Raw genomic sequence first — 11060 nt, forward strand, 5'->3', positions numbered from 1 at the left:
GTGATCGCGATGTGTCCTCGCAGCGGCGCCGGTGCTTGATGTTACCGAGCCGAACACGTGGTACGGCCCCACAGTCGCCCGTCTCGTGGTGGATCACCCATCCGAGTGACTTATGTCGGACGAAAGCTGGCTGAAACAATGCGGGGCGGCCGATGTGACGCTCCGCCAGCTCACCGACCCGTCGAACGGCCGGCGATCCGGGTCATTCGGCGTCGAGCCACGCCGGGTCCACGGTGCCCTCGGCGACGATGACGGCTGGCCCGGAGAGCGTGACCGATCCGTCGGGGTCCTCGGTGACCCGCAGCCGGCCGCCCGGCACGTCCACGGTGAAGGCCGCGGGGCGGCCGTCGGCCGCCGGGTCCAGACCGTCGCGGCGGGCGGCCGCGACCGCGGCGGCGCAGGCGCCGGTGCCGCAGGAGCGGGTCTCGCCCGAACCGCGCTCGTGCACCCGCAGCGCCAGGTGCCCGGGACCGCGGTCCACCACGAACTCGACGTTGGTGCCACGCGGGAAGGACGCGGCCGGCGCGACCTCGGGCGGGTCCAGCAGTCGTCCGGCGTCGGCGAGGTCGGTCACGAAGGCCACGGCGTGCGGGTTCCCCATGTCGACGTGGCGGGCGGGCCAGCCGCGCTCCCCCACCCGGACGGTGACGCTCTCGCCCGGGCCGTCCGGCAGCCGGGCGGCGCCCATCGTCGCCGCGACGTCGCCGTGCTCGGCGTCGTCGATCCGCACCCGGCGCACCCCGGCGCGGGTGGCGACCGCCAGCTCACCCGGCTTGGCGAGCCCGGCGCGCAGCAGATAGCGGGCGAAGACGCGCACGCCGTTCCCACACATCTCGGCGAGCCCGCCGTCCGCGTTGCGGTAGTCCATGAACCACTCGGCCTCGCCCGCCAGCGCCCTGGCGTCGGGGTCGGCGGCCGAGCGCACGACGCGCAGCACGCCGTCCCCGCCGATGCCGGCGCGGCGGTCGCAGAGCCGGGTCACGGTGGCGGCGGACAGCGTCAGCCGTCCGTCCGGATCGGGAAGGATCACGAAGTCGTTCTCCGTGCCGTGTCCCTTCAGGAACGGCATCGGTCGGCGCGCGGTGCTCACCCGTCCGATCGTAGTCGCCGCGACCGACAGCGCGCGCCGGCCGGGGTCGCCGGCCGAACGGTCAGCGCAGCTCGGCCACGCGCCACACCGCGAGGGTGGCGAGGAGCCCGACACCCAGCCCGTACAGCACCAGCAGCCGCCAGTCGGGGCGGCGGCCCGAACCGCGCGGGGGCAGTCCCGGCCAGGTGTATCCGACCCGGCGGGCGGCCATCATGCCCCAGCCGGCCGCGCTGCAGCCGATGAGCAGGCCGAGCATGGCCACCACCGCGCCGCCGGCCTGGTCGAAGGCGAACGCGAGGGGGAAGGCGAACATCAGCGAGCCCATCAGGCTCAGCAGGGCGATCGGGGCCAGCTGGGTCAGCCGCAGCCGGCGGGAGGGCCGCAGCTCGGCGTACGACTCGGCGGCCTCGGAGGCGACGCTCGGGTCCTCCTCGTACTCCTCGTCGGACTCGTCGGCCAGACGCCCGGCACGGTGGTCGGCCGTGACCGCGTCCGCGTCCAGGCGGCTTCCGGGGATGCCCCCGTCGCTCTCACGAGGGCCGGCTTCCATCGCCACGCGCCCTCCCAACTCAACGGCCTACGACTGGAGCATTGGTCGATGATGGCACGCTCCGCACCCGCTCCCGCCCGCTTGGAGCGTCCCGATGCCATGACGTGATCAGGCTGTGACCGTCCGTTCGACGAGCTCCCAGGCGCGCTTCTCCGGCCCGCCGTCGGCCAGCCGTCCGGTGCCGAGCCAGTGGACCCGCCGGTCGCGGCGGAACCAGGACTCCTGGCGGCGCGCGAAGCGTCGGGTGGCGCGCACGGTCTCGTCGCGCGCCTCCGCCATCGAGCATTCGCCGGCCATCGCCGCCAGCAGCTGCTGGTAGCCCAGGGCCCGCGAGGCGGTGCGCCCCTCCCGCAGCCCGACCCGCTCCAGCGCGCGCACCTCGTCGGGCAGCCCGGCCTGCCACATGCGGTCCACCCGCTCGGCGATCCGCTCGTCCAGCTCGACGCGGTCCACGGCGAGGCCGAGCTGCAGGGTGGGGTACACGGCACGCTCCGCCGCGCCCTCCGGCAGCCGGGCGGTGAACGGCCGGCCGGTCAGCTCGATCACCTCCAGGGCACGCACGATCCGGCGACCGTTGCTCGGCAGGATGTCCCGGCCCGCGGCCGGGTCGGCGGCGGCCAGCCGCGCGTGCAGCGCCCCGCTGCCCTGCCGCTCCAGCTCGGCCTCGAGCCGGGCGCGGATCTCCGGATCGGTGCCCGGAAAGTCCAGGGCGTCGATGGCGCCGCGCACGTACAGCCCCGACCCGCCGACCAGCACCGGGACCCGGCCGGCGGCGAGCAGCCGGTCGATCCGCTCCCTGGCCAGCCGCTGGTACTCGGCGACGCTGGCGGTCTCCGTGACGTCCCAGACGTCGAGCAGATGGTGCGGCACACCGCGCCGCTCCGCCGGTGTGAGCTTGGCGGTGCCGATGTCCATGCCCCGATACAGCTGCATCGAGTCGGCGTTGACCACCTCGCCACCGAGCCGCTCGGCGAGGGCGACGCCGAGGTCGGACTTCCCCGCGGCGGTGGGTCCGACCACGGCGACGAGCTGGGGTGTGGGGGCAGGGCTGGTCACCCCGGCAGTCTCCCAGACGGCAGGGGCGCGGGCGGGCGCCGCGGGTACGGCCCCGAACGAGCGACGTGACGCCCCGGCGCGCGGGTCGTTTGCCGTTCGCGGGAATCCGGCGCCGGTTCCCGCGAACGAGCACGCGAACGAGCAGGGTCGAGCAGGATCAGGAGAGACGCATGGGAATGTTTGGCTGGTTCCGTCGGGAGAGGCCGGGCGGGACACCGTCGTCGGAAGCGCCGACCGAGGCCGGGACGGCGACCGCGACCGAGGCGGGCGCGGTGTCCACGGAGGTCGAGATCAGGTCCGAGACCGGGACCGGGACCGAGGTCGAGGCGGAAGCCGAGATCAGGGCCGAGACCGGAGCCGAGACGGAGGCCGAGGCCGAGGCGGTGGCCATTCCGAAGCAGACCGCCGCCGCGGAGGCGGTCGACAGCGAGGCGGGCGAGGGCGCCCACCCGTAGCCCGGGAGGCGCGCCGGTCGGAACGGGCGCTCAGGACCGGATCTGGGCCCGTTCGGGACCATCAGGACCAGGAGGCCACGAAGTAGCCCACGCCGTAGGGAGCCTCGTGGTACAGCAGCCGCCCGCCGAGGCCGGCGTCCTCCCCCGCGCCGCCGAGCACCTGCCAGCTGGACCGGCCGGCCGCCATCAGCTCCTCGGCCAGTGTCGCGTCGAGGCCGGCCAGGGCCTCGGTGTCCGCGTCGCCCAGCGCCCGCGCGGCGGCGTCGTCGAACGCAGCGGCCCGTTCGTCGAACGCGCCGGGGGCGCGGGCCGAACGGCACGCGCTGCCGTCGCCCATCACGAGCAGCGCGAGGCGCCCCTCGCCGGCCGCGAGCTCCCGTCCGGCCGCGGCGCAGCGCGCCGGTTCCAGCGGCTCCCCGACGCCCAGCGCCTCGACGGGCGCGGCGGCCCAGCCGCCGCGCGTCAGCAACCAGGCCGCGACGGCCAGGGAGGGCGGCAGCGTCCGCCCGGTCGGCTCGGCTCGGCCGAGAGTCACCTCGAGGTCCACCCCGAAGCCGCGGAACGAGCCGCGCGCGCCGGCGGCGAACGGTCCGCGCCCCGGCCCGTCCGCGGGGCCCACGACGACCAGCCGGTCGGGCCGGGCGGCGGCCAGCACGCCGAGCGCGTCGGCGCACGCCGCCCGCGCGCCGTCCAACTCATCAGCGGCGCCCGCGGCCAGCTCGGGCACGAGCAGCGGCGGGCAGGGGCAGACGGCGGCGGCGACCAGCATGGCGGCACTCTACGTCACGCGCCGTGGTCAGATCGGCCCCGTGTCGGACACCAGCTCCATCAGCCGGAACCGGCATGGGAAGTCCGACATGCTGGTGCCGGTGTTGATGACGAGGAAGCCGTCACCGTCCCGATATATCCGCCGCCGCTGCACGTACTTCGGATGGCGTGGCGAGAACCCCTGCACGTGGTGCCAGAGCAGTTGGAGCGCCTCCTCGCGAGAGCCGTCCGTCTCCACGATCACCTCGGCGTCCCACCGCATGTTCTGACCAACGCCGATGCTCTGCTCAACCACCAGGGCCCAACGATTCATAGCTCCTCCAGCATTCGACGACGCGATCCCGTCGGTGGCTGGGACGCCCAGCCCTCAGCAGACGTTGCAGCCGCCCGCCGGCTCGGGCGCGGGGGCCGGGACACCGATCGTCGGGAGGCCGAGCATCACGCCGCGCGCGGGCTCCTCCGGCGCGGCGTTGCGCCGCTCCCACGCGTCGCCGGCCCGGGTGGGGCGGACGGCGTGGACCGGGCCCTCGGCGAGCAGGTGGTGCGGGGCGGCGTAGGTGATCTCGACGGTGGCCACGTCGCCGGGCCGGATCGGCCGCTCGGGCCGGGTGAAGTGGACCAGGCGGTTGTCCGGGGCCCGGCCCGACAGGCGCCGGGTGGTGTCGTCCTTGCGGCCCTCGCCCTCCGCGACCAGCACCTCGACGGTGCGGCCGAGCTGCCGCCGGTTCTCCGCCCAGGAGATCTCCTCCTGCAGGGCGACGAGCCGCTCGTACCGCGCCTGGACCGTCTCCTTGGACACCTGGTCCGGCATCTCGGCCGCCGGGGTGCCCGGCCGCTTGGAGTACTGGAAGGTGAAGGCCTGGGCGAACCGGGCCTCCCGCACCACGTGCAGCGTCTCCTCGAAGTCCGCCTCGGTCTCACCGGGGAAGCCGACGATGATGTCGGTGGTGATCGCGGCGTCGGGAATGGCGGCGCGCACCTTCTCGATGATGCCGAGGTACCGCTCCTGGCGGTAGGAGCGGCGCATGGCCCGGAGCACCCGCGAGGAGCCGGACTGCAGCGGCATGTGCAGCTGCGGCATGACGTTCGGCGTCTCGGCCATCGCCTCGATGACGTCGTCCGTGAAGTCCCTGGGGTGGGGTGAGGTGAAGCGGACCCGCTCCAGGCCGTCGATCCGGCCGCAGGCGCGGAGCAGCTTCGAGAACGCCTGGCGGTCGCCGATGTCGGAACCGTACGCGTTGACGTTCTGCCCGAGCAGCGTGACCTCGGTGACGCCCTCGGCGACCAGCGCCTCCACCTCGGCGAGGATGTCTCCCGGCCGGCGGTCCTTCTCCCGGCCGCGCAGCGCGGGCACGATGCAGAAGGTGCAGGTGTTGTTGCAGCCGACGGAGATCGCGACCCAGGCGGCGTAGGCGCTCTCCCGGCGGGTCGGCAGCGTGGAGGGGAACGCCTCCAGCGACTCGGCGATCTCCACCTGGGCCTCGCGCTGGATCCGGGCCCGCTCGAGCAGCACCGGCAGTCGGCCCACGTTGTGCGTGCCGAAGACGACGTCGACCCAGGGCGCCCGGCGGACGATCGCGTCGCGGTCCTTCTGCGCCAGGCAGCCGCCGACGGCGATCTGCATCCCGGGGTGCGCGGCCTTGCGGGGCGCCAGCTGGCCGAGGTTTCCGTAGAGCCGGTTGTCGGCGTTCTCCCGGACCGCGCAGGTGTTGAAGACGACGACGTCGGCCTCGCCGGCGTCCGCCTCGGCCCTGACGTATCCGGCTTTCTCCAGCAACCCGGCCATGCGCTCGGAGTCGTGGACGTTCATCTGGCAGCCAAACGTCCTGACCTGGTAGGTGCGCGCGGCTTCCGGCATGCGAGGGCTCGATCCGTGTCGATCGGGATTCGGGTAACTGGCCGCGCGAGCGGCACGGCCGGTCGTCCAGTCTACGTGGCCACGCGGTCGCCCGCCGGCGACGGGGGTTGCCGTCGGACGGTCCGAGCGCGGAGGATCGCGGACATGGTCTCCGTGCTGTCGCGCCGCCCGCCGCTCGCCGTGTGGCTGGGGCTCGCCCTGGTGCTGGTGCTGCTGTGCGCCTGGTTGTGGCGACCGGCGTTCGGCGAGGGCCGGCGGCTGACCGAGTCGCTCACCATCAGCACCGGCGTGCCCAGCGGTGTCTACGCCAGGTACGGGGAGCTGCTGCGGGCGGAGCTGGCGGGGGACGCGCCCGGCCTCGACGTGACGCTGGAGTCCAGCCAGGGGTCGGTGGAGAACATCGACCGGCTGGTGTCCGGCGCGGCCGACTTCGCCATCGCCACCGCCGACTCGCTCGCCCACTACCAGCAGGACGGCGGCGAGGACGCCGACCGACTGCGCGCCTGCGCTCGGCTCTACGACGACTACATGCAGCTCGTGGTCCGCGAGGACTCACCGGTGCGCAGCGCCGCCGACCTGGCGGGCCTGCGGGTCGGGGTCGGCGAGGACCGGTCGGGTGTGCAGCTGGTGACCAGGGAGCTGCTGGCCGCCGCCGGGCTGGACATGGCGGAGGACGTGGTGGCCGTCGAGAAGGGCATCGACGCGATGCCGCGGATGCTGGAGGCCGGCCGCCTCGACGCGTTCTTCTGGTCCGGCGGCCTGCCCACCGCGGCGGTGCAGAGCCTGGCGGACCTCATGGACGTCCGGCTGGTGCCGCTGGGCGACCTGCTGCCGGAGCTGCGGAAGCGCGGCGACTACACGGAGTACTACCGGGCCGCCGTGATCTCCCCCGACGCGTACCCGGACCTGGTCGGCGGCGAGCCGATCCGCACCGTTGCGGTGGCGAACCTGCTGGTGACCACGGACCGGGTCGACGCGGCGGTGGCCGAGCAGATCACCCGTTCGGTGATCAACGGACGAGACCGCATCGGGCGGGAGGTGCACGCGGCGCAACGCGTCGACCTGCGCACCGCGATCTACACCCAGCCGCTGGAGCTGCATCCGGGCGCCGTCAGCTACTACCGCTCGGTCAAGTCCTGACCCCGCGTCTCAGGAGGGCGGGTGGTCGGCCGGCTCCTCGCGGGGCAGCGTGACCGTCACCAGCAGGCCCCGTGGCGTGTTGTGGGTGTAGGCGACGCGGGCGCCGCCGGCCGCCAGCAGGGCGCCGACGATGGACAGGCCGAGCCCGGATCCCGAGACGTTCTGGTGCCGGCCGCTGCGCCAGAACCGGTCGCCGAGGCGCGCCAACTCCTCGTCGTCCAGTCCTGGCCCGTCGTCGGCGGTCTCCACGGTGACCACGTCGCCGCGGGGCGTCACGGTGACGCTGACCTCCCCGCCGACCGGCGTGAACTTCACCGCGTTGTCGATGACCGCGTCCAGCGCGCCGGCCAGGCCCACCGGGTCGGCCCAGCCGGTCACGGCGGCGGAGCCGGCCTGCCGCAGCCGCACGCCGCGCTGGTCGGCGACCGGACGCCAGGCGGCGACCCGCTCCGCGACAAGCGCGGCGACGTCGGTGATCCGGAGACTGGCCCGGCTGTGCTCGGCCAGCGCCAGGTCGAGCAGATCGTCCAGCATCCGGGCCAGCCGCTTGCCCTCGCCCCGCACGGACGCGAACTCCGCGTTCCCCTCCGGCAGTTCCAGGCCGAGCAGGTCGATGCGCAGCAGCAGCGCGGAAAGCGGGTTGCGCAGCTGGTGTGAGGCGTCGGCGACGAACGAGCGCTGCCGTTCCAGCAGCGCCTCGACGTGGTCGGCCATCTCGTTGAACGATGCGGCCAGCCGGCGCAGCTCGGGCGGCCCGCCGGCCGGCGCGACCCGGGCGGTCAGCCGGCCCGTCGCGATCTCGTGGGTGGCCTTGTCCAGCACCCGCACCGGACGCAGCACCCAGCCGGTGAGCCGGAACGCGGCGAAGACCGCGATCAGCATGGCGGCCGCCTCGCCGGCGGCGATGGGCAGCCAGCCGCTGAGGATGCGGGACCGCAGCGGTCCGGTGGGCGAGTCGAGCACCACCACGGCGATCACGTCGCCGTCCCTGATCACCGGGGACGCCACCAGCAGCCGGGCGTCCGTCTCCCAGGGCCAGACCTGCGCCGGCTGGTGGCTGCGGCGACCGGCGAGCGCCTCGGCGAACTCGCCGCCCAGCACGCCGCCGGGCACCTCCCAGCCCGCGGGGGCGGCGGCCAGCGGCTCCCCGTCGCGGTGGAAGACGCCGGCGCTGATGCCGTACACCTCGTGGTACCGGTCCAGCTCCTGGCGCAGGATGTCCAGCGGGTCGCCGGTGGCCCCGAAGTCGCGGCCGTGGCCGGCGTCCACCGCGTACTGCGCCAGGGAGGCGAAGCGCGCCGTGTCGTCGATCCGGTCGACCACCACACGCTCCTGCTCCGAGCCGGCCTGGCTGACGGCCAGCGGCACGCCGAGCGCCAGCAGCACGCCGGCCAGCAGGACGATCAGCAGCGGGAGGAGACGGGAGCGCACGGGGTGGCGGGGTCGGTGCGATCAGGCGGCCGGCAGCGCCAGCCGGTAGCCGACGCCACGGACGGTCTCGACGAGTTCGGGGCGGCGGAGCTTGGCCCGCAGCGAGGCGACGTGCACCTCCAGGGTGCGTCCGGTGCCCTCCCAGTTGGTCTGCCAGACGTCGCTGATGATCTGCTCGCGGCGGAACACCACGCCGGGGCGCTGGCCGAGCAGCGCGAGCAGGTCGAACTCCTTGCGGGTCAGCGACACCTGCTGGCCGTCCACCGACACCCGCCGGGTGGAGAGCTCGACGGTGACCGGGCCGAGCGCCAGCACCCGGTCGGGCACGGCGCCGCCGGCGGGCGGGGCGTCGGCCTCGGCGGGAACGGTGCGGCGGCTCACCGCGTGGATGCGGGCCAGCAACTCTCCGGTGTCGTACGGCTTCACCACGTAGTCGTCGGCGCCGAGGTTCAGGCCGTGGATGCGGGAGCGCACGTCGGCGCGGGCGGTCACCATGATCACCGGCACCGAGCTGGCGCGGCGGATCCGGCCGCAGACCTCGAAGCCGTCCACGTCGGGCAGCCCGAGGTCGAGCAGGACCACCTCGAAGGAACGCTCGCGCAGCAGGCCGAGCGCCTCCTCACCGCCGCTGGCGTGCACCACCTCGAAGCCGTGCCTGCCGAGCACGGCCACCAGCGCGGCGGCGACGTGCTCGTCATCCTCGACCAGCAGCAGTCTCATTCCGTCCTTCCTTCCGTCCTCACCGTGCATCCATTCCGAAGCGGGCGCCCACGTCAAGTGTCTCCGGCCGAGCCGGACGCTTCCGTTATCCAACACTGACGCCCGGTAATGGCCGATGACAGAACGCATCAGCACTCGATCAGATCGTTATGCTCAATTTCCCCTCAGATCTGCTGACGAGGTATCCCGCCGTGGTTAGGGTCCCTGCAACCGACGAGGATGGAGCGATCCGACGATGAGCGACGTACCGCTGACCAAGGACCCGGAGGACGCCGCGCCTCTGGCGGAGGACCTCGTCGTCCTGGACAGCGTGAACAAGCACTTCGGTGCGCTCCACGTGCTTCAGGACATCAATCTCACGATCAAGCGCGGCGAGGTCGTCGTCGTGATCGGCCCGTCCGGCTCAGGCAAGTCCACACTGTGCCGCACGATCAACCGCCTGGAGACCATCGACTCGGGCGCCATCACCATCGACGACCAGCCGCTGCCCCAGGAGGGCAGGGAACTGGCCAGGCTCCGCGCCGACGTCGGCATGGTGTTCCAGTCCTTCAACCTCTTCGCCCACAAGACCGTGCTGCAGAACGTGACGCTCGGGCCGGTCAAGGTGCGGCGGCAGTCCAAGGCGGAGGTCGAGCGGAAGGCCCGCGAACTGCTCGACCGGGTGGGCGTCGGCAACCAGGCCGACAAGTACCCGGCGCAACTCTCGGGCGGCCAGCAGCAGCGGGTGGCGATCGCGCGCGCGCTGGCGATGCAGCCGAAGGTGATGCTCTTCGACGAGCCGACCTCGGCCCTGGACCCCGAGATGATCAACGAGGTGCTGGAGGTCATGCAGCAGTTGGCCAGGGAGGGGATGACCATGGTGGTCGTCACCCACGAGATGGGCTTCGCCCGATCCGCCGCCAACCGCGTGGTATTCATGGCCGACGGGCGGATCGTCGAGGAGGCGGAGCCCCACCAGTTCTTCGACAACCCGCGCAGCGACCGGGCGAAGGACTTCCTGTCGAAGATCCTGCACCACTGAGTTTCCGCACCGCCCCGGCGGCGTCCGACCCCCCGCAGATCCGAACCATCCTCGAACCCAAGGACACGAAAACCATGAGAATCCGCAAGGCAAGCGCGCTGGCCGCCGCCGTCCTCGCCCTCTCCCTGACCGCCACGGCCTGCGGTTCCGAGGACGGCGACGAGAACGGCGACGGCGGAAGCAGCGGTGACGGCGGGGGCGAATCCCTCAGCATCGGCATCAAGTACGACCAGCCTGGTCTCGGTCAGCAGACGCCGGACGGCGGCTACGAGGGGTTCGACGTCGACGTCGCCACCTACATCGCCAACGAACTGGGCGTGTCCGAGGACAACATCGAGTGGGTCGAGGCCCCGAGCCCGGACCGCGAGGCCATGCTCCAGCGCGGCGACGTGGACTTCATCGTGGCCAGCTACTCGATCAGCGACGAGCGCAAGCAGCAGGTCGACTTCGCCGGCCCGTACTTCCTCGCCCACCAGGACCTGCTGGTCCGGGCCGACGAGGGTGACATCACGGAGGAGGACGTCAACGACATGACGCTCTGCTCCGTCACTGGTTCGACCTCGGCGCAGAACGTCCAGGACAGCATCGCCCCGGACGCCAACCTGCAGAACTTCTCCACCTACTCCGAGTGCCTCCCGGCCCTGCAGAACGGCACGATCGACGCCCTCACCACGGACGACTCGATCCTCGCCGGCTACGCGGCCCAGGACCAGTACCAGGGTCAGTTCAAGCTGGCCGGGCTGAACCTGAGCGACGAGCACTACGGCGTCGGCGTGCCCAAGGGTGAGACCCAGCTCCGCGACGACATCAACGCGGCGCTGGAGAAGATGGTCAGCGACGGCTCCTGGGACACGGCCGTCGAGGAGAACTTCGGTCCGGCCAACTACGAGAACGAGCCGGCCCCGGAGATCACCGAGACGGACTGAGCGGACACACCGCACATCGGAGTGGCGCGCCCTTGGCCGGACCGC

The 11060-nt window shown here is 73.1% G+C and carries 12 protein-coding genes; 4 read left to right on the forward strand and 8 right to left on the reverse strand.

Features of this window, described 5'->3' with window-relative positions; translation table 11 throughout:
• Positions 1-202: 202 nt before the first annotated feature.
• From dapF to miaA, 3 genes are all read right to left on the reverse strand, one after another.
• Positions 203-1090 (reverse strand): diaminopimelate epimerase, encoded by an 888-nt coding sequence (dapF, locus tag ABGB06_RS25565; RefSeq protein ID WP_347593339.1) that lies wholly within the window; start codon positions 1088-1090, stop codon positions 203-205.
• A gap of 61 nt (positions 1091-1151) precedes the next feature.
• Complete coding sequence (locus ABGB06_RS25570; RefSeq protein WP_347593397.1) at positions 1152-1640, reverse strand: hypothetical protein; 489 nt, start codon at positions 1638-1640, stop codon at positions 1152-1154.
• Positions 1641-1748: 108 nt separating this feature from the next.
• On the reverse strand, positions 1749-2696 hold the full coding sequence (gene miaA / locus ABGB06_RS25575) for a tRNA (adenosine(37)-N6)-dimethylallyltransferase MiaA (RefSeq protein ID WP_347593341.1): 948 nt from the start codon (positions 2694-2696) through the stop codon (positions 1749-1751).
• A gap of 170 nt (positions 2697-2866) precedes the next feature.
• Here miaA and ABGB06_RS25580 point away from each other — a divergent pair, with 170 nt between their 5' ends.
• Positions 2867-3151, forward strand: coding sequence for a hypothetical protein (locus ABGB06_RS25580; RefSeq protein WP_347593343.1), 285 nt, complete (start codon positions 2867-2869; stop codon positions 3149-3151).
• 61 nt (positions 3152-3212) lie between these two features.
• Here the strand turns inward: ABGB06_RS25580 and ABGB06_RS25585 are convergent, their stop codons facing one another.
• Genes ABGB06_RS25585 through miaB form a run of 3 tightly spaced genes read right to left on the reverse strand, consistent with a single transcriptional unit; the run spans position 3213 to position 5777 of the window.
• Positions 3213-3920: a class III extradiol dioxygenase subunit B-like domain-containing protein gene (locus ABGB06_RS25585; protein WP_347593345.1), complete on the reverse strand. Its 708-nt coding sequence runs from the start codon at positions 3918-3920 to the stop codon at positions 3213-3215.
• Between the two features lie 27 nt (positions 3921-3947).
• On the reverse strand, positions 3948-4232 hold the full coding sequence (locus ABGB06_RS25590; RefSeq protein WP_347593347.1) for a hypothetical protein: 285 nt from the start codon (positions 4230-4232) through the stop codon (positions 3948-3950).
• 54 nt (positions 4233-4286) lie between these two features.
• Positions 4287-5777, reverse strand: a complete 1491-nt coding sequence (gene miaB / locus ABGB06_RS25595) for a tRNA (N6-isopentenyl adenosine(37)-C2)-methylthiotransferase MiaB (RefSeq protein WP_347593349.1) — start codon at positions 5775-5777, stop codon at positions 4287-4289.
• Between the two features lie 144 nt (positions 5778-5921).
• On the opposite strand from miaB, the gene ABGB06_RS25600 reads away from it, so the two are divergent.
• On the forward strand, positions 5922-6917 hold the full coding sequence (locus tag ABGB06_RS25600; RefSeq protein ID WP_347593351.1) for a TAXI family TRAP transporter solute-binding subunit: 996 nt from the start codon (positions 5922-5924) through the stop codon (positions 6915-6917).
• Between the two features lie 9 nt (positions 6918-6926).
• Here the strand turns inward: ABGB06_RS25600 and ABGB06_RS25605 are convergent, their stop codons facing one another.
• Entirely contained in the window at positions 6927-8348 is a 1422-nt protein-coding gene (locus tag ABGB06_RS25605) for a HAMP domain-containing sensor histidine kinase (protein WP_347593353.1), read from the reverse strand.
• A gap of 21 nt (positions 8349-8369) precedes the next feature.
• Positions 8370-9068 (reverse strand): response regulator transcription factor, encoded by a 699-nt coding sequence (locus ABGB06_RS25610; protein WP_347593355.1) that lies wholly within the window; start codon positions 9066-9068, stop codon positions 8370-8372.
• A gap of 235 nt (positions 9069-9303) precedes the next feature.
• Between ABGB06_RS25610 and ABGB06_RS25615 the strand changes: the two genes are divergently transcribed.
• Together ABGB06_RS25615 and ABGB06_RS25620 are read left to right on the forward strand one after the other, a co-directional pair.
• Entirely contained in the window at positions 9304-10089 is a 786-nt protein-coding gene (locus tag ABGB06_RS25615; protein WP_347593357.1) for an amino acid ABC transporter ATP-binding protein, read from the forward strand.
• Positions 10090-10163: 74 nt separating this feature from the next.
• The gene (locus ABGB06_RS25620; protein WP_347593359.1) at positions 10164-11015 is read left to right on the forward strand and encodes a glutamate ABC transporter substrate-binding protein; all 852 of its coding nucleotides are present in this window, start codon (positions 10164-10166) and stop codon (positions 11013-11015) included.
• The last annotated feature ends 45 nt before the right edge of the window (positions 11016-11060 follow it).

Source organism: Streptomyces sp. B6B3 (assembly GCF_039871525.1).
Lineage (GTDB): Bacteria > Actinomycetota > Actinomycetes > Streptomycetales > Streptomycetaceae > Streptomyces.

Coding starts and splice junctions, on each gene's coding strand:
- ABGB06_RS25570 (WP_347593397.1), bottom strand. CDS start 1,640: ATGGAAGCCGGCCCTCGTGAGAGCGACGGGGGCATCCCCGGAAGCCGC.
- miaB (WP_347593349.1), bottom strand. CDS start 5,777: ATGCCGGAAGCCGCGCGCACCTACCAGGTCAGGACGTTTGGCTGCCAG.
- ABGB06_RS25610 (WP_347593355.1), bottom strand. CDS start 9,068: ATGAGACTGCTGCTGGTCGAGGATGACGAGCACGTCGCCGCCGCGCTG.
- ABGB06_RS25620 (WP_347593359.1), top strand. CDS start 10,164: ATGAGAATCCGCAAGGCAAGCGCGCTGGCCGCCGCCGTCCTCGCCCTC.
- ABGB06_RS25590 (WP_347593347.1), bottom strand. CDS start 4,232: ATGAATCGTTGGGCCCTGGTGGTTGAGCAGAGCATCGGCGTTGGTCAG.
- ABGB06_RS25585 (WP_347593345.1), bottom strand. CDS start 3,920: ATGCTGGTCGCCGCCGCCGTCTGCCCCTGCCCGCCGCTGCTCGTGCCC.
- ABGB06_RS25580 (WP_347593343.1), top strand. CDS start 2,867: ATGGGAATGTTTGGCTGGTTCCGTCGGGAGAGGCCGGGCGGGACACCG.
- ABGB06_RS25600 (WP_347593351.1), top strand. CDS start 5,922: ATGGTCTCCGTGCTGTCGCGCCGCCCGCCGCTCGCCGTGTGGCTGGGG.
- ABGB06_RS25615 (WP_347593357.1), top strand. CDS start 9,304: ATGAGCGACGTACCGCTGACCAAGGACCCGGAGGACGCCGCGCCTCTG.